Origin of the sequence: Vreelandella sedimenti, assembly GCF_013416325.1 — a bacterium.
GTDB lineage: Bacteria > Pseudomonadota > Gammaproteobacteria > Pseudomonadales > Halomonadaceae > Vreelandella > Vreelandella sedimenti.
Genome location: NZ_JACCGK010000012.1, coordinates 1 through 17,054 on the forward strand (window position 1 = coordinate 1; position 17,054 = coordinate 17,054).

Below are 17,054 nucleotides of genomic sequence, written 5' to 3' on the forward strand. Positions count from 1 at the left end.
ATGGCCATGGATGCTTCCTCCGTGAATAACAATTGTTGATAGTAAAGCGCGTAGCGGCTGGGGGGGATGCCCTCTTTTGCACCAAGAGCTGTGTTGTTTCAGTCTCCATTCAGTCGAAATCACTCTGCCTCAGAAGGCAAGGTCTACGGGCTTAAAATATACCTTTCATCCGAAATATATCCACGACAAAATAGGCAGGACAAATTTAAACCTGGTAACATGGCTCATCGTACAAAAACGTCTCAATTGAAGAAGGCTGTATGCTCAAGTTCGTGGATCTATTTTGTGGTGGTGGCTTTGGTGCCAGGGGAGCTGTCAAGGCAGGAGCTACTCCAATTCTTGCCGTTGATGCTTGGCAGCTTGCCGCATCCACATATAAGAGCAATTTTCCTTCTGCAGAAGTCATCTGCTCACCTATCGAAGACTTAGATCCAATTGAGCTGGCAAAAAAATACAAGCCTGATGTGCTATTAACTTCACCCGAGTGCACTTCTCACTCGATCGCTCGGGGAGCCAAGCCAGGTTGTGAGCTAAGCAAAGAAACAGCTATTGGCATAATTCCCTGGATCGAAACAATGAAGCCACGCTGGCTGATTGTGGAAAATGTGAACAGGATGAAAAAGTGGGGGCGGCATCAAGAGCTGGTTAGCGCTATTGAGTCATATGGCTATACCGTAAATGACTTGTTCCTTAATTCAGCCGATTTTGGAGTTCCTCAAGCACGCAAACGTATGTTTTTGGTTTGCGACCTGCAAGGGTCTGTTATTACTCAGGAAGATCTATTCGCGTTACGCCCTAAAAGTGTTAATTCTGCTCGTTCAATTATTGACTGGTCTGGCATTTACAAAAGCCGTCCTCTTTATAGGGAAAAGAGAGCACAAGCAACGATCGATAGGGCAGAGAGGGCTATTGAAGCTCTGGGAAGAGGAAAAGATTTTATTATCGTTTATTACGGGTCAGATTACGCTGGAGGCTGGCAATCGCTTGATGCACCACTTCGCACAGTAACTACCATAGACCGATTTGGCTTGGTTACATGGGAAAATGACACTCCATACCTTCGTATGCTACAACCACCAGAGCTGCTGCAAGCTATGGGTGCAGGCTCTAAACATCTCCTCTCACACGGCAGCCGACGGGACAAGGTTAAACTTTGTGGCAACGGCGTTTGCTCGCCGGTTATGGAAACTATTTTTAAAAAAATAACATCAATTGAAACTAAAAGAATAAAACTTGCTTCTTAATAAGAAGCGTTTATTTCATGAGCCATATAAATGGCTCACGATTTATATTCAATCTAAAGCTCATCCTAGTTAAAAATATTTTAAAAAATAAACTTTTCATCTATCTTATTCCACACTTCATCTTTTGCATAATCTGGGGTGCCAATTCTACCGTAATAGTTAGAAAAAATTTGCAAAAATTCTTCTCTATATGGATTGTCAAGCGAACAAATTGGTCTATACCCATCCTCCTCAACCATCGGCATATGTAATAAGTTCTGAAAATCAACAATGCAATCATCAATAAAGAAAGTTCCGGCTAAAAACCTATATCTCGCTTTGTGCTTATTGTTAACTATATCTTTAACCTTACTTCTTGCCTGATTTACAGGAACTTTACTACTTTTCCCTCTTTGAGCCTCTGGTATTTCATGATACATTTTCAACTCATTTTCCCAATTAATATAAAGCTCATGTTCTGTAAGAGGCGTAACTCGTGCCAACAAAACATTCTCAGCATTTTCTTGCACAAAATCGCAAGCAGGAGTAAGCACCATCCATAAAGTGTTGTCGTCTTTACGACAAATAATATCAGCAGGATTGCACCCACCTTTCTCGGGGGGAAATAAATACATTTCAAGAGGGTTAATTCGACTAGTATCACAACCTAATAATTCTTTTATACTATTTTGTGACAAATTTTTAGCGAGGTTTCTTGCAACTAAAAGAGCAATATCGGACTCTATCTTACCAGTAGTAGTTTCGTTAAGAGATTTTTCAAGATTCTCCCAAATGTAAGCGCGACTTTTATCTTCAATATACCGAGTCAAATGTGGTAAACGAGTTTCAAGTATAGATTTAACTGCGTCTCTAATATCCTGTGGAGGCGATCCTTTTTCGACCACTTTAACAACATGACTTTTTAAATGCTCTACTTTAGATGGATAACCAGTATAAAATATGACAGGAACGAAGATAGTTTCCTTCAGTGCCACTAATAGCTGCTCACCTCGCTGATCTTCTTCCTCAAGATTATCCATAGGATCAGGGTCGCTAAGATCTTCATGAACATCCAAAAAAACAAAATCAAATTTGCTCTCCTGTATAAGCTTTAAACCAGCACTAAATGATGTTTCAAAAATAAATTCAAATTCATCATCGTCCATTCTGGTAGATAATATCCTAGAAAGATCTTCATGCATTTCTGAATTATCATCTACGGAAAGCACTTTCCACTTAGGCATAGTCAGTTCACACTCTTTTATTCAATAAAATTCTAAACGTGGCACCACCAGAAACTCCAGTATCTAGCAGCTCAACAGAACCATTATAATATCCATGTATTATCTCACCTACCAAACTAAGGCCAAGACCGTCACCATTAGGTTTCTTTGAGAAGTATGGCTCAAAAACCCTATCCTTATACTTCACATCAATACCAGGCCCAGTATCAGAGAAGATAATTTCTAGAGCCCCCGTTTTTTTTCTTTCAACTAACACATGTATGCTACGACGATCTTTAGGCACTGATTTTAACCAATAAAGGCTATTAGTAATAAGGTTTATGAAAATTTCAGACAGTTCAGTGGTATCAACACTAACAAGCGTACTTGTTTCAGGAAGATGTATTGACACATTTGCTTCTTTAAGCTCTTGCTCATAATTTGAAAAATTTTCCTGAATAAGGCTTTCAATATAATATTTTTTTGGCCTACCCCGTTTTCTTCCGCCAAATGGTTCCGCTCTCTGAAAGACATCTCTTAGGATTGTAGAGTGGCTAACTATTTTCCCAAAGCTTTTTTCAAAAATTTTGAACTGAGCGTCGTCAGGATTATTTTTTATAAAATCCTCTGAAGCCTCTAAACCAAGACCTGCTTCAGTTTGAATTTTTGCTAAAGGTTGACGACCATCATGAAGTATTTTATCAACAATACCACCTAAAGTTGCCAAAGCATGGTACTGCGATAATACACTTTGCAACTTTTTAATTTGCTTTTTCCAATCATCTTCAGCTTTACTAATTAGCTGAAGAGTTTCTTCTTTGTTACTTTTATCGTCCTTCAAAGAAGCTGATATTTTTTCAAAATCAGGAGACTGAAATAACCCATTTTTATTTTGATCGTCATCATCTGACTTTTTTAAAGTTTCACGTTTCGATACATACCTAAGATTTTCGGTCTCATTCAACAAAAATCTCATAATATTTTGCAAATCAAAATATGCCGAATTATTATCCAAACCTTCTCTGTTACTTCGATCATGCAAATTAGGATTTTTATCTGCTGTAATAGTTATATAGCCAGTTATTTGATTATTTGACAATCTCTTTGTAGGTGCTTGAACACGACGTATATCTAACCTAAGCCAGTCATTATTAGGTTCGCCATATGGTAAAACTCGAAAGCCGTCCCGGTAAATATTTACTCCGGCTATTGCATCTAAATCTTTTCTGACACTCCTTATACCACCACCCAATTTCTGAACTAAATTTTCAAGCTCATCGCGATCCCAAATTCTTAATTCAAACTCAAATGGACCGCTATCAACTAACCTTTCATATTCTGTAAACTCTGATTTCACTGGCGTTTCCTTAGAAGTATGTAACTCCCATTCGCCAGCCGTTAAAACATTATAGAAAAATCCACTATACTCATGAGTATTACCTTCAGCCTCAATACTCACAGAAAAATAATATTCTCCATTATCATTTACCCATCCTTTGAGAATATAATGGGGATACTTAATTATCTCTGGAGGAGCTATTTTAGAATTGAAATCAGAATACGCTTCGGGTAGCTCTAGAAATATATTAAAATCTTGTTTTGCAAAGAAAGGAGAAAGAAGTCTTGAAAGTCCACGCTGAAGTGTTTCTATGTCATGCCTTTCCCAGGTGTGCTTTAACCCATTCATTTTTAAATAAGTACCGTGTGGAGAAGCATCACAACTTTCTTCCAAAAACTTTGACAAACACCAATCATGTGTAACTACAGTAGCAACTTGCTCTTCCGCAAGAAAAAGAATATCACTTAAAAATTTTTCATCATCATCAAATTGAGTCCAATCAAAAACGGCATATGATTCGTTAAAGGATTGGCTACTGGTTCTAGTAAAAAGCTCTAGCTCATCTGCAATTCGAGCAGTAGCAAATCTACCGATTCCCTTTTCACCAAGAACCCTTCTTCTTCCATTCTGGCTTTTCTTATAATCTTTCTTTGAGGAAGTCGCAATTACCATCCAAGATGTAATAATTGTATCCATATCCATACCATGGCCATCATCTACAACATGAATCGATCCTTCTCCCTTCTCAAGGGAGTCAGAGAACGATATTAATACGTTTTCAGCATCAGCATCGTAAGCATTTTTAACAAGCTCTATTAACGCCACAGTTTCACTACTAATTAACTCTTCGCCCAAAGTTTTTAATATACGAGCTTTAGGCCGTAAAGCAATTGCTGATTCTCTATTTTTATCTTTCGACGACCCACTCATATCACACACTCCTGAGAGAAAATAAATCAAAGCATATCAAATTATGATGATTTAAATTTAAAACCATTAAGAAATCATTAATAAAAAAGAAACAATTAAAATTTATCAAAAATAACCTAGCTTAATTTGATTTGCAAACTTTAGACTCATGATAATTAAAAAAATATCTAATATTGCCAAGAGCTGGTGCCGAGTAATGATGAAACCATAACCTGAAGTTACAAAAAAGCCACTCTATTTTGAGTGGCTTATGTTCACCTAACAGCGTTCACGAACAAACTCACTCCCACTCAATAGTAGCAGGCGGCTTGCTGCTCACGTCATAAGTTACCCGAGAAACCCCTTCCAACTCATTGATAATCCGGTTGGAAACCTTCTCCAACAGCTCGTAAGGCAGGTGCGCCCAGCGAGCGGTCATGAAGTCGATGGTTTCTACCGCGCGTAGCGCGATGACCCATTCGTAGCGGCGTCCGTCGCCGACCACGCCTACCGATTTCACCGGTAGGAATACGGCGAAGGCTTGGCTGGTTTTTTCGTACCAGCCAGAGGCGCGTAGCTCTTCGATGAAGATGGCGTCGGCATCGCGGAGGATGTCGGCGTAGTCCTTCTTCACTTCGCCCAGAATACGCACGCCCAGGCCGGGGCCAGGGAACGGGTGGCGGTAGACCATATCGTAGGGCAGGCCGAGTTCAAGGCCGAGTTTGCGCACTTCGTCTTTAAATAGTTCGCGCAGCGGCTCGACCAGCTTGAGCTTCATGGTTTCCGGCAGGCCACCTACGTTGTGGTGGGATTTGATCACGTGCGCTTTGCCGGTTTTAGACGCGGCGGATTCGATCACGTCCGGGTAGATGGTGCCCTGGGCCAGGAACTCGACGCCTTCAATCTTGCTGGCCTCTTCATCGAACACGTCGATGAAGGTATTGCCGATGATCTTGCGCTTGGCTTCCGGGTCTTTCTCGCCCTTTAGCTTGCCGAGGAACAGGTCTTCGGCGTCTACGCGGATCACCTTAACGCCCATGTGCTTGGCGAAGGTTTCCATGACCTGGTCGCCTTCCGCTTTACGCAGCAGGCCGTTGTCGACGAAGACGCAGGTCAGCTGGGTACCAATCGCTTTGTGCAGCAGCGCGGCAACTACGGAAGAATCCACACCCCCGGAGAGGCCAAGCAGTACGTGGCGGTCGCCCACTTGCTCGCGCACGCGCTGAACCTGGTCTTCGATGATTTGCGCGGGTGTCCACAGCTTTTCGGCTTTACAGATATCCAGCACGAAGTGCTCAAGAATGCGCTGGCCCTGCAGGGTGTGGGTCACTTCCGGGTGGAACTGAACGCCGTAGAACTGCTTCTCTTCCCAGGACATGGCGGCAATCGGGCAGCTCGGTGTAGAGGCGGTCACGGTGAACTGGGCGGGCGCTTCGGCGACCTTGTCGCCGTGGCTCATCCATACGTCCAGCAGGGTTTTGCCGCTTTTAGCGTCTACGTGGTCTTTGATGTCTTTAAACAGCGCGTTATCTTCGTCGATCTGAATCTGCGCGTAGCCGAATTCACGCTGGTTAGAGCCTTCTACCTTACCGCCCAGCTGCTCGGCCATGGTCTGCATGCCGTAGCAGATACCAAACACCGGCAGGCCCATTTCAAACACGCACTGGGGCGCACGCGGGGAGTCCAGTTCCGTCACGGATTCCGGGCCACCGGCCATGATAATGCCGTTGGGGTTGTACTCGCGGATCTCCTCTTCGGTGATATCAAACGCGCGGACTTCGGAATAGACGCCGATCTCGCGTACGCGGCGGGCGATCAGTTGGGTGTACTGCGAGCCGAAGTCGAGAATCAAAATCTTATGGGCGTGAATGTCACTCATGGCAGGGTCTCGGTTAAGCGGTGTGGGTGCCGCTGGTAAGGCCAAAAAGCAAGCGGCGAGCTGTTGTGCCCGCCGCCGTTTTAACTAACTACGCTGGTTAGCTCACCCGATAGTTGGGAGCTTCTTTGGTGATCTGCACGTTGTGGACGTGGGATTCGTTAAAGCCAGCGCCGGTAATTTGTACGAACTCCGGCTTGGTGCGCATTTCCTGAATATCGCGGCAGCCGGTGTAGCCCATGGAGGCGCGCAGCCCGCCCATCAGCTGGTGGACGATGGCGCTCATCATGCCTTTATAGGGAACGCGGCCTTCGATGCCTTCCGGCACCAGCTTCTCGGCGCCTTCGCTCTTATCCTGGAAGTAGCGGTCGGCGCTGCCCTGGCTCTGCGACATGGCACCCATGGAGCCCATGCCCCGGTAGGCTTTGTAGGTACGGCCCTGGTAGAGCTCGACTTCGCCGGGGGCTTCTTCGGTACCGGCCAGCAGGCCGCCGACCATTACGGCGCTGGCACCAGCGGCAATTGCCTTGGCCAAATCACCGGAGTAGCGCACGCCGCCATCGGCAATCAGCGGAATGTCGTACTCTTTGAGCGCTTCGGCCACGTTGGAAACCGCGGTGATTTGCGGTACGCCAACGCCGGCTACAATGCGCGTGGTGCAAATCGAGCCAGGGCCGATACCGACTTTAACGGCATCCGCACCCGCTTCGGCCAGCGCACGAGCAGCACCGGCAGTGGCGATGTTGCCGCCAATCACTTGAATCTGCGGGAAGTGCTCTTTGATCCAGCGAACGCGGTCGAGAACGCCTTGGGAGTGGCCGTGGGCGGTATCGACAATGATCACGTCCACGCCTGCTTCAGCCAGGGCTGCCACGCGATCCGGGGTTTCCGGGCCGGTGCCTACCGCTGCGCCGACTAACAAACGGCCATCGCTGTCTTTGGCGGCCATTGGGTAGGTGCGGGCTTTTTCGATATCCTGGAAGGTGACCAGGCCGCGCAGGTGGAACTCGTCATCAACGATCAGCATTTTCTCGATGCGGTGTTCGCGCATTTTGGCTTTGCTGGTTTCGAGGTCGGTACCTTCTTTAACGGTAACCAGCCGGTCGCGCGGCGTCATGATCGCTTCAACGCTGTCGCCGTGGTTAGGCTGGAAGCGCATGTCACGTTCAGTCACGATACCCACTAGGGTCTCGCCTTCTACCACGGGGAAACCGGAGAAGCCGTATTCACGGGCCATGGCGAGCAGGTCTTCGAGCTTGGCTTTCGGGCTAACGGTGACCGGGTCTTTCACAATCACGCTTTCGTGCTTTTTGACCTTGCGCACCTCAGCAGCTTGCTGGGTCATGGCCATGCTCTTATGGATGATGCCGATGCCGCCTTCCTGGGCCATCGCAATCGCTAGACGCGCTTCGGTAACGGTGTCCATCGCAGCAGAGAGGAGCGGAATATTGAGCGAGAGATTGCGGGTCAAGCGGGTTTTGAGGCTGACATCCTTGGGGAGAATATCGGAGAAGCCGGGAACGAGGAGTACGTCATCGAACGTTAGTGCTTCTTGGGCCATACGTAGCATAGCGGCAACACCCTGATTGAGAGGAAGTGGGGCGTGAAAGGTTAATCCCCCATTATAGCGTTTTGAGGGCCTTCCCAGCAATGCAGTCAGGCTGTTGTGCTTATACCAATTGCTAATGACGTATGCTGGTAGGCTGACAATGAGTTATTTTTTATTTAAAGGGGGCTTTTTGTCTCAACAGATTATTGTCTACACCGATTACGTTTGCCCCTTCTGCCTGCTAGCCGAAGAGGCCATTGTTCAGGCAACCGAGGGTATGGATGTGGAAATCCGCTGGCGGCCCTTCGAGCTGCGCCCTGCCCCGGTGCCCACGCTGAAGGTGGAAGACCCTTACTTGCCTAAGATATGGCAGGATTCGGTTTATCCCATGGCCAAAAAGCTCGGCGTGCCGATTAAGCTGCCCAATATTTCGCCGCAGCCACGCACCGACAAAGCCTTTGAAGTGTTCGCCATGGCCGAAGAGCTGGGCTTGGGCCACGCCTACTCCATGGCCGCGCTGAAAGCGTTCTTCCAGCAGGAGCGCGATATCGGCAACCCGGAAGTGCTGGCGGATATTGGCGAGTCGGTGGGCCTGGAGCGCTAGGCAGTGCTGGATGTGCTGGCCGAAGGCCGCTACCGCGAGCAGCATCAAACAGCTCAGCGGCATGCGGTGGAAGAAGCGCTGATTCAGTCGGTGCCTACCCTGGTCATCGATGGCGAAGTGATTCAGGGTGTACCTGATCCCGCCGCCCTCAAACGTTTTCTATTGGAGCGGGCGTAATCCTATGGCCTCCCTGCGATTTAGAGTTACTGACGACTCGTGGGGATACAAGACGTTATCATTCTGGGCTTGGAAGCAACGAACGATTCGCTTCTACCAGTTCCATCAGCACTTCGATGAACCCGGTGGCTGCAGGGGTAAGCTCTCGACGACGGGAGGTAAGCACGCCTATGTCGCGATAGAGCCTTTCCGTAATCGGCACAAGGCGAACATCGTCTCGACGAAACATGAGCTTAAGCGATGAAGGTAAGGCGCTCACTCCAATATTGTTAGCTACCATGCCCAGGATAGTTGACTGATACCCCGCTACCTGTACAGGCTCCATCGGCTTACCGGTGATCGCAAACCCTTGCTCGGTAAGCCTTCGCATACTGGTACGTGCCTTCATGGCGATAAACGGCCACTCCACGATCTGATGCCAACTCACCTCGCCTTCATCTGCTAAGGGGTGCTCCGGCGAACAGACAAAATAGAGGTAGTCTTTGTAGAGCGGATGGAAATTCACATCGTCCGAATTCACAGGAGCGACACTGACACCGAAATCGACATCCCCCGCCATCACCTGTTGATAGATAGGCTCATCACTCTCTTCCAAATACTCCAATCCTATCGTGGGGTAGCGCTTTTGGAACTCTGCCATGGCTGCAGGAATCAAGCTTCCCCCGACGGTTAACAGGGCCGCGAAACTGATCTGACCCTGCTGGCCCTTGGCAAAGGCACGCATGTTCTGCATGCCTCGCTCCAAGCGCAAAAGTACCCGCTCCGCTACGGGTAAAAACGCCTGCCCCGCCGCTGACAAGCTCACCCTTCGCGTGGTGCGTTCGAACAATCGCACGCCCAGCGTCTCTTCAAGTTGGCGCACAAGCTGACTCAACGAAGGTTGGGAAAGATGAAGCTTTTCGGCAGCTTCAGTAAAGCTGCCCAAATCGGCAACGGCGATTATTGCCTCCAACTGCCTGGCGGTCACGTTATTCATCGGCAATTCCAATTAATCCATCTTTAATTCAAATTTATCCAATCAATCCTCAAGCGTACTCTACTTATGTCTATTACCCCACCGAGGTAGCGTAAATGCTTAAGCAAGTTATCGATCTTCATGAAATTCTGGATACCCCGAGTGCGTCAGGTGAGCGAGTTCGGGAATACTTGATAGGTTGCGGAGCAGCGCCGGAAAGTATTCAGGTCACTCGCGTTACTTCCGATAAAGGCGCCAGCGATTTTCTGCACATCACCGTGGCAGGACACAGCGGCAAGCAAGCAGGCAAAGAGGCGCCCACCCTGGGGGTGATTGGCCGTTTGGGCGGTATCGGTGCCCGCCCGGACATTACCGGCTATGTCTCGGACGGCGATGGTGCCTTAGCGGCCCTGGCCGCCGCCGCCAAGCTGATTGGCATGGCGGCCCACGGTGATCGTTTGGCGGGCGACGTTATTATCACCACGCATATCTGCCCCGATGCCCCCACCCGTGAACACCATCCGGTACCGTTCATGGATTCGCCGATCAGCTTTGAAGATACCTGGGAGCACGAGATCGATGCTCAGATGGATGCCATCGTTTCGATCGACACCACTAAAGGTAATCGCGTCATCAATGTGCGCGGTGTGTCGATGTCGCCGACCGTCAAGCAAGGCTATATCTTGCGCACCAGCGAAGATCTAATGGATGTAATGTCCCGCGTAACGGGCCGTTTGCCACACATTTTTGCGCTGACTCAACAAGACATTACACCTTACGGCAATGGTCTCCATCACCTGAATAGTATTCTACAACCGGCGGTTGCCACCTCGGCTCCCGTGATTGGCGTGGCTTTGTCCACCGAAACCGCCGTAGCCGGTTGTGCGACGGGGGCAAGTCATGAAGTCGATATTGAACAGGCGGCTCGTTTTGCCGTTGAGGTGGCGAAGGACTTTACGGCGGGTATTTGCCAATTCTACGACGCTGAAGAATTCAGCCGTTTGATCGCACTGTATGGAGAACACACTCACTTCCAGCACAGGGGCGCTCGCAAATGAGTGCCGATACCTCGCGCTTGGGCATAGTGACGATTGGTCAAGCGCCGCGCACCGACCTCCATGAAGACCTCTCTACGCTGCTCGTTCCACACATAGACGTGGTCGAGCGCGGCGCGCTAGATGAATTGACGCTTGAAGAGATAGAGCAACGTTATCCCACCGGCAAACAGTCTCAGGTGCTGGTTTCGCGCATGCGCGATGGCCGCCAAGTCATCATTGCCGAACCAGACCTGGAACCACTACTCGATTTGGCAGTGCACTCCATGGCGAAGGAAGATGACGTCGACGCCATCGTGGTGCTCTGTACTGGTGAACTTCCCGACTATCGTGACCTTCCCATGCCAGTGCTGTCACCCAAAAGGCTGGTACGCCACGGCATTCAGTCTCTTTTTCCCCAAGGGAGACTCCTCATCATGAGCCCTGAGTCACGCCAAATGCAGAATGCGCGTACCCGCTGGGAAACAGCTGGATTCAATGTTGAAACACTTTATGCCTCGCCCTATGGGGCTTCGCGGGAGCTGGAACAAGCCGCTCATGAAGCCGCCTCGCTCAAGGGGGATCTGCTCTATTTAGACTGCATGGGGTACACGCTGGCGCAACGCCAGCGCATTGCCAAGCTTTCCGGTCATCGCACTCTCACGCCTCGTCAAATCGTATTCAGCGCCGCCAACCTGCTGCTGACGTGAATCGGCGAACCGATAAAACACTTTTCACAATAACGCGGATTGCTTTGAGATGAACAAAACAACCTTACCGGGAACGCCCGGTACAGATAGCACTCAGGAAACGCATCAACACCCACGCTTCTTTTCTCCGGGGCAAATGGTGGTCAACATCATTGTTTGTGTTCTAGGTGCCATCATCGGCATGGAACTGATCACTCGCGTGGGTATTACCCCTAACACCTCAATCATCGGCGCGCTGATCGCCATTTTACTCTCCTATATTCCTCTACAACTGTTCCGCCGCTACCGTTCGCTGGAGCGGCAAACACTGGTGCAGACAACCATTTCTGGCGCTACCTTTTCAGCCGCTAATGGGTTGTTGTTACCGCTGGCGATTCCTTTTCTTATGGGCGAGTCTCAAATGCTGGTTCCCATGCTGATTGGTGCCTCGCTGGCGGTGATTACCGATGCTTCCATTCTTTATTTCTCGTTCGACAGTAAGGTATTCTCGGCCCGGGCCGCTTGGCCGCCAGGACTAGCGACCGCAGAGGCACTTAAAGCAGCGGCCCAAAAAGGACATAGTGCCTTACTGCTATTGGTAGGCATGATCGGTGGTGGCGTAGGCAAAGCATTCGGCATCCCCGCCGAAATGTTCGGTATCGCCTGGATCGCTAACGTGTTTGCCATGTGTGCGTTAGCACTGGGGTTAATCATTCGCGGCTATTCTGAATCACTTTTTGGCTTCGATATCAGCGCCGCCTATATTCCTCATGGCATCATGATCGGCGCGGGCTTGATCGCGCTGCTGCAGATATTACGAGTGATGTACCTTGAGCGCCGTCAGGGCGAACACGACACGTCACCACAACGCCCCACCCGATCAGCGCTGCAGTTGCGCCGGGCAATGATTAGTGGCTTGACTGCCTATCTTATCGTGGCGTTGATTCTCGCCTTGGGAACTGGCATCTACACTGGCATGTCCTTGGGCATGTTAATCGGCTGGCTGGTGTTCGCTGCAATGGCTGCAATGGCATCTGAACTAATCGTAGGCATCGCGGCCATGCATTCTGGCTGGTTCCCTTCCTTTGCTACCGCATTGATTTTTTTGGTTATCGGCATGTTGATTGGCTTCCCCACCACCGCTCTGGGTGTGCTGGTAGCGTTCACCGTTGCGACGGGACCGGCGTTCGCTGACATGGCTTACGACCTAAAGGCGGGCTGGGTTATCCGTGGAGAAGGGAGTGATCGGGACTATGAGGTTGATGGCCGTCGCCAGCAATACTTCGCTGAACTGTTCAGTTTTGGTGTCGCGATCGTGATCGTCGCCTTCGCCTTCAATGCCTACTTCGCGGCTGACTTGGTACCACCGGTTGCGCGCGTCTACGTGGCGACCATCGATGCTGGCGCCAGCGCTGAAATCGCTAAACAGCTAGCGATCTGGGCAAGCGTTGGCGCTGTCGTTCAGGCGGTGGGGGGAATGTCGCGTCAAATTGGTGTGCTACTTGCCACCGGCCTCTTGATCACTTCACCGCTAGCGGGGATCGTGATTTACATTGCCTTGATTATTCGCTGGTTAGTGGTTAAACGCTTTGGCGACAATGGAAGTCAGAAGCTCTACATTCTGGGGGCGGGCTTCATTACTGGCTCGGCACTTTACAGCTTCTTCTCGTCTACCCTTAAGCTGGGTTCTAAATAAAACCACATTCAAGGCGTCATCTTGGCGCCCTTCATTTTAGGAGTTGCCTTATGTCACGACTGCTACTGCTCAGCAGTTCTCGCTCTGGCTCTACTGGCTACCTTGATCACGCTCAACCATTAATCGCCGATTTTCTGGGTGATAACCCAAAGCCGGTCAAGCGCGTACTATTCATTCCCTTTGCGGGAGTCGGCAAGACCTTCGATATCTACCTGGAACAGGTGCGACCCACCTTTGACGCACAAGGATTAGAGGTGGAAGGCATTCATCAAGCCGCCGACCCGAAAGCAGCCGTCCGCGACGCTGAAGCGATCGTCGTTGGAGGTGGGAACACTTTCGCCCTGGTCAAGCGTCTGTACGACGCCGACTTGTTAGACACCATTCGCCAGTGCGTTGCCAATGGCACCCCTTATATTGGCTGGAGTGCCGGGTCGAATATTGCTGGCCCCACTCTCTGCACCACTAACGACATGCCGATTGTTGAACCGCCGAGTTTCAGCACGCTTGCTCTAGTGCCGTTTCAGATTAACCCGCACTTTATTGCAGGCAAACCGGAGGGACATAACGGAGAAAGCCGCGAAGAGCGTTTGGAAGAGTATTTGGCCCTTAACCCTCACGCCTTGGTAGTGGCCTTACGCGAAGGTACCGCCCTTTCCCGTGAGGGACATTCACTACGCCTGTTAGGGGAATTAGATGGGTTAACATTCTCAGCAAACGGCCAGCAAGCACTCGCAGCCAACAGCCGGTTGGACCATCTGCTGACACCGTATTAATGCTAGAGTTAATATCTCTCTCGACCTGAAGCCCGTTATTACCTCATCAACACCCCTGACCCTTTTCGTCAGCCATCTCAACCATCGCGCTAAGCAAACCCTTGAGCGCGATGTGGGCAAGACCATAGGTGCTGCACTCATGGTTTGAATTCAGGTTCCATTATCAGGAGACAAAACCCTTTTGGCCTCATCCAAAGATAGCGTTTCTCCACCAAAATGAATGACGGCATGGCAGTTCGGACAAACCGGCACCAGATCTTTTTCAAAATTTACTTTATAATTTTTACCAATTTTGGAAATAGGAACAATATGATGAACATGAATAAAACTTGAATATACATCTCCATACCTTTCTCCAAAATCGAACTTACAGAAGAAGCAGCGAGCTCCATGTTTAGCAATACAGGCAGTTCTTGCCTTTCGACTTCTTTCATATTTATTAACAAACACCTTCAGCACTGCGCCTTCAACAAAATCTTCGGCACAATCTGACTCACCAGCATTTTTAAAAAACTCTTGATAATCTATTGGTAAGCACCCACTCCCATTAGTCCGCTTTTCTACTATCTCAACAGATTTACCTAAATCTTTTAAAAACTGTTTAAACTCAGCCAAATTATTTGGAAAATCTTTTAGATAGAATCTTCTTTCATTTAGCTCGTCCCAAGAACAGCCTATATCACCTGCAAGCCTTGCTCTATCTTTCTTTGCATCTATCCTGATCTTTACACAAGCTGGCTTATTCCGCCCAGGCCTCCTGATTGCAAATAGCGGCCTACCTTTAGATTTACTTTTCGATTTTCTTCCCGCACTTATCGCGGCGCCATTACCTAAAACAGACTTATAAATATCAATCTTTGGGTACATTTCTCGAAGAGTTCGCACGGCTACTTCAAGCCCCTCTACCTCTTTACCAGAAAGCCGGAAATATAACTCCCTAACAACCTCATCATCCCAAATTTTCATTATCTAACTCCCAACAAAAAAGAATAAAAGTAGAAGCGCAATCACGCTTCATACAGTGTGTTTGGCATCCGAGGCTGCGCGCCAGTAAGCCATCGACTGTGCGGAGACAATACCCTGAGTACTGCCAATATCAATCACTGCCTGCTGGAACGATGCCGCCAGTTTAGGTTGGTGACAAAGTGCCAAAGAACGAATCATCCGCGTGATGCGCAGGTGATTATGCCCACCTGCTTTGAGCCAAATATGCTCGCGGATATTGAGGCTCGGCTGGGCAGTAATGGTGAGGCCATCCCGAGTTAAACCCAAAAAACTCAGCATGACATCCAGCGAGGCTCGCTGTTGCTCACGTAACGCGCTATCGTCTTGAAATACTTCACGCTCGACATCAGTCAGCCGCGGGGCAAAATGGTTAAAGCGGCCAACCTCAGGGAGGGGAAAAAGCCACTGAATATAATCGTGGGTATGCTCTAGCCAGAAGTGAGATAAGGCCCAGACGGCATCGATATAGCGCCCCTTATGATCCGGTGCCTCGCCACGGTAAAAAGCGATCAGCGGTGTAAGCTGGTGGCTCATAGCATTTCCTCGTCATCTCCTGAGTAATACAATGATATTTTGTAATAACGACGCCATTTTACGCGACTAGCCGTAAAGATTCCCGGATTCCCTAAAACAAGGGATAGTAATGAACGCACCAACGCCCACTGCCCTCTCCGTCAGCCAACTCAACCAGCGCGCCAAGCAGACTCTTGAGCGTGATGTGGGCGAGGTGTGGGTGGAGGGCGAGCTCTCTAACGTTTCCCGCCCGGCGTCGGGGCATGTCTATTTCACGCTGAAGGACGACCGGGCGCAGATTCGCTGTGCGCTGTTTCGTCAGCGGGCGCGGTTTGTCTCTGCGCCGATGCGCGATGGTGATCAGGTCAAGCTGCGCGGGCGAGTGTCACTGTTCGAGCCCCGCGGCGATTACCAGCTAATTGCCGAGGCCGTGCAGGCGGCGGGGTTGGGCGAGCTGCTGGCAGCCTTTGAGCGTTTGAAAGCGCAGCTGGAAGGCGAAGGCGTGTTTGCCAACGCTCGGCCGCTGCCCTTCCCGCCCCGCAAGCTGCTGATATTGAGCTCCGCCACCGGGGCGGCCATTCGCGATGTGCTGGCGGTGCTGGAAGCGCGCTGGCCACTGGCGGACGTGACGCTGATTCCGGTGCCGGTGCAAGGCGCCGAAGCCGCCCCGGCGATGATTTCGGCCCTAGGGTTATTAAACCGCCAAGCGAAGCTAGACCCAGAACGGGATGTGGTGCTCATTACCCGTGGCGGCGGTAGCCTGGAAGACCTCTGGGCGTTTAATAACGAACACTTGGCACGGGCGATTTTTCACTCCCGGCTGCCGGTGATGTCGGCGGTGGGCCACGAGGTGGATATCACCCTGGCGGATTTTGCCGCGGATATGCGCGCGCCTACCCCATCGGCGGCCGCCGAGCGCTTGGTACCGGATCACAACACCCTTAAGCGCCAGCTAGAGCATCAGCACAGCCGTTTGCAGCGGGCAATGCAGGCGCGCTTAGAGCGAGACAGCCAGCGGCTGGATACCCTGCGCGCCAAGCTGCGCCACCCCGGCGAGCAGCTCAACCGTCAGCGCCAGCACTTAACCGCCCTCAATCAGCGCTTGAATCGCGCCATGCAGCAAGCGCTTACCCAACAAAAAGCCCAGGTGACACAGCTGAGCAGGCGCTTGGCCAGCCAGGATATGGCGCGGTTGCATCGCGCAGAAAGTGAACGCGTGAGCCAGTTACAGCGCCGCTTGGGGAGTGCGATGCAGCGCCAGTTGGAGAGCCGACAGGCCCGTTTGAAAGCCGCGGCGCGGGAGTTAAACGCGGTCAGCCCGCTGGCGGTGCTGGGGCGGGGCTATGCGATTGCCCAGGATGAGCAGGGCCAGGTCATTCGCCGTGCGGAAGATACCCAGCCCGGCCAGAAGCTGAAACTGAAGCTTGGTGAAGGCAGGCTAAGCGTGGAAGTTAAGCGGCGTCTAAAGTCCGGGGGTTAAAGACCGGGG

At 50.2% G+C, this 17,054-nt stretch carries 15 protein-coding genes; 8 read left to right on the forward strand and 7 right to left on the reverse strand.

All coding sequences use genetic code 11. The features are described 5' to 3' along the window. Positions 1 to 260 precede the first annotated feature (260 nt). Complete coding sequence (locus tag HZU72_RS14140) at positions 261 to 1,244, forward strand: DNA cytosine methyltransferase (RefSeq protein ID WP_022519921.1); 984 nt, start codon at positions 261 to 263, stop codon at positions 1,242 to 1,244. 80 nt (positions 1,245 to 1,324) lie between these two features. On the opposite strand, the gene HZU72_RS14145 is transcribed toward HZU72_RS14140, so the two are convergent. The 4 genes from HZU72_RS14145 to guaB all read right to left on the reverse strand — a co-directional run bounded on the left by HZU72_RS14145 (position 1,325) and on the right by guaB (position 8,140). Beyond that, the gene (locus HZU72_RS14145) at positions 1,325 to 2,467 is read right to left on the reverse strand and encodes a response regulator (protein WP_022519922.1); all 1,143 of its coding nucleotides are present in this window, start codon (positions 2,465 to 2,467) and stop codon (positions 1,325 to 1,327) included. Between the two features lie 7 nt (positions 2,468 to 2,474). Further along, complete coding sequence (locus HZU72_RS14150) at positions 2,475 to 4,715, reverse strand: sensor histidine kinase (RefSeq protein ID WP_089691621.1); 2,241 nt, start codon at positions 4,713 to 4,715, stop codon at positions 2,475 to 2,477. 280 nt (positions 4,716 to 4,995) lie between these two features. Continuing rightward, positions 4,996 to 6,573: a glutamine-hydrolyzing GMP synthase gene (gene guaA, locus HZU72_RS14155; RefSeq protein ID WP_022519925.1), complete on the reverse strand. Its 1,578-nt coding sequence runs from the start codon at positions 6,571 to 6,573 to the stop codon at positions 4,996 to 4,998. A gap of 97 nt (positions 6,574 to 6,670) precedes the next feature. Beyond that, positions 6,671 to 8,140 (reverse strand): IMP dehydrogenase, encoded by a 1,470-nt coding sequence (guaB, locus tag HZU72_RS14160; protein WP_180093173.1) that lies wholly within the window; start codon positions 8,138 to 8,140, stop codon positions 6,671 to 6,673. Between the two features lie 169 nt (positions 8,141 to 8,309). Between guaB and HZU72_RS14165 the strand changes: the two genes are divergently transcribed. Both HZU72_RS14165 and HZU72_RS23870 read left to right on the forward strand, forming a co-directional pair. Continuing rightward, on the forward strand, positions 8,310 to 8,723 hold the full coding sequence (locus HZU72_RS14165; protein ID WP_235976123.1) for a DsbA family oxidoreductase: 414 nt from the start codon (positions 8,310 to 8,312) through the stop codon (positions 8,721 to 8,723). A 3-nt stretch (positions 8,724 to 8,726) separates the two neighbouring features. Then, positions 8,727 to 8,900 (forward strand): thioredoxin domain-containing protein, encoded by a 174-nt coding sequence (locus HZU72_RS23870; protein WP_328737266.1) that lies wholly within the window; start codon positions 8,727 to 8,729, stop codon positions 8,898 to 8,900. A gap of 58 nt (positions 8,901 to 8,958) precedes the next feature. Here the strand turns inward: HZU72_RS23870 and HZU72_RS14170 are convergent, their stop codons facing one another. Continuing rightward, a complete protein-coding gene (locus HZU72_RS14170; protein WP_180093175.1) occupies positions 8,959 to 9,876 on the reverse strand; it encodes a LysR family transcriptional regulator in 918 nt (305 codons plus the stop codon). A gap of 95 nt (positions 9,877 to 9,971) precedes the next feature. Between HZU72_RS14170 and HZU72_RS14175 the strand changes: the two genes are divergently transcribed. The 4 genes from HZU72_RS14175 to pepE are packed head-to-tail and all read left to right on the forward strand — an operon-like array spanning position 9,972 to position 14,047. Continuing rightward, positions 9,972 to 10,913: a DUF1177 domain-containing protein gene (locus tag HZU72_RS14175; protein WP_180093177.1), complete on the forward strand. Its 942-nt coding sequence runs from the start codon at positions 9,972 to 9,974 to the stop codon at positions 10,911 to 10,913. Further along, positions 10,910 to 11,599, forward strand: coding sequence for an AroM family protein (locus tag HZU72_RS14180; protein WP_180093179.1), 690 nt, complete (start codon positions 10,910 to 10,912; stop codon positions 11,597 to 11,599). Before HZU72_RS14175 ends, HZU72_RS14180 begins: the two co-directional genes overlap by 4 nt. Before the next feature lie 49 nt (positions 11,600 to 11,648). Beyond that, on the forward strand, positions 11,649 to 13,274 hold the full coding sequence (locus HZU72_RS14185) for an OPT/YSL family transporter (RefSeq protein ID WP_180093181.1): 1,626 nt from the start codon (positions 11,649 to 11,651) through the stop codon (positions 13,272 to 13,274). 50 nt (positions 13,275 to 13,324) lie between these two features. Further along, complete coding sequence (gene pepE / locus HZU72_RS14190) at positions 13,325 to 14,047, forward strand: dipeptidase PepE (protein WP_180093183.1); 723 nt, start codon at positions 13,325 to 13,327, stop codon at positions 14,045 to 14,047. Between the two features lie 150 nt (positions 14,048 to 14,197). On the opposite strand, the gene HZU72_RS14195 is transcribed toward pepE, so the two are convergent. Both HZU72_RS14195 and HZU72_RS14200 read right to left on the reverse strand, forming a co-directional pair. Further along, positions 14,198 to 15,013 (reverse strand): HNH endonuclease, encoded by an 816-nt coding sequence (locus HZU72_RS14195; RefSeq protein WP_180093191.1) that lies wholly within the window; start codon positions 15,011 to 15,013, stop codon positions 14,198 to 14,200. Between the two features lie 48 nt (positions 15,014 to 15,061). Further along, entirely contained in the window at positions 15,062 to 15,586 is a 525-nt protein-coding gene (locus HZU72_RS14200; protein WP_180093193.1) for an opioid growth factor receptor-related protein, read from the reverse strand. Between the two features lie 109 nt (positions 15,587 to 15,695). On the opposite strand from HZU72_RS14200, the gene xseA reads away from it, so the two are divergent. Next, entirely contained in the window at positions 15,696 to 17,045 is a 1,350-nt protein-coding gene (gene xseA, locus HZU72_RS14205; RefSeq protein ID WP_180093195.1) for an exodeoxyribonuclease VII large subunit, read from the forward strand. Positions 17,046 to 17,054: the final 9 nt, after the last annotated feature.

Bases quoted from the DNA above. Each gene is read 5' to 3' on its own strand.
- HZU72_RS14140 (WP_022519921.1), top strand. From the start codon at position 261: ATGCTCAAGTTCGTGGATCTATTTTGTGGTGGTGGCTTTGGTGCCAGG.
- HZU72_RS14145 (WP_022519922.1), bottom strand. From the start codon at position 2,467: ATGCCTAAGTGGAAAGTGCTTTCCGTAGATGATAATTCAGAAATGCAT.
- HZU72_RS14150 (WP_089691621.1), bottom strand. From the start codon at position 4,715: ATGAGTGGGTCGTCGAAAGATAAAAATAGAGAATCAGCAATTGCTTTA.
- guaA (WP_022519925.1), bottom strand. From the start codon at position 6,573: ATGAGTGACATTCACGCCCATAAGATTTTGATTCTCGACTTCGGCTCG.
- guaB (WP_180093173.1), bottom strand. From the start codon at position 8,140: ATGCTACGTATGGCCCAAGAAGCACTAACGTTCGATGACGTACTCCTC.
- HZU72_RS14170 (WP_180093175.1), bottom strand. From the start codon at position 9,876: ATGAATAACGTGACCGCCAGGCAGTTGGAGGCAATAATCGCCGTTGCC.
- HZU72_RS14175 (WP_180093177.1), top strand. From the start codon at position 9,972: ATGCTTAAGCAAGTTATCGATCTTCATGAAATTCTGGATACCCCGAGT.
- HZU72_RS14180 (WP_180093179.1), top strand. From the start codon at position 10,910: ATGAGTGCCGATACCTCGCGCTTGGGCATAGTGACGATTGGTCAAGCG.
- HZU72_RS14185 (WP_180093181.1), top strand. From the start codon at position 11,649: ATGAACAAAACAACCTTACCGGGAACGCCCGGTACAGATAGCACTCAG.
- pepE (WP_180093183.1), top strand. From the start codon at position 13,325: ATGTCACGACTGCTACTGCTCAGCAGTTCTCGCTCTGGCTCTACTGGC.
- HZU72_RS14195 (WP_180093191.1), bottom strand. From the start codon at position 15,013: ATGAAAATTTGGGATGATGAGGTTGTTAGGGAGTTATATTTCCGGCTT.
- HZU72_RS14200 (WP_180093193.1), bottom strand. From the start codon at position 15,586: ATGAGCCACCAGCTTACACCGCTGATCGCTTTTTACCGTGGCGAGGCA.
- xseA (WP_180093195.1), top strand. From the start codon at position 15,696: ATGAACGCACCAACGCCCACTGCCCTCTCCGTCAGCCAACTCAACCAG.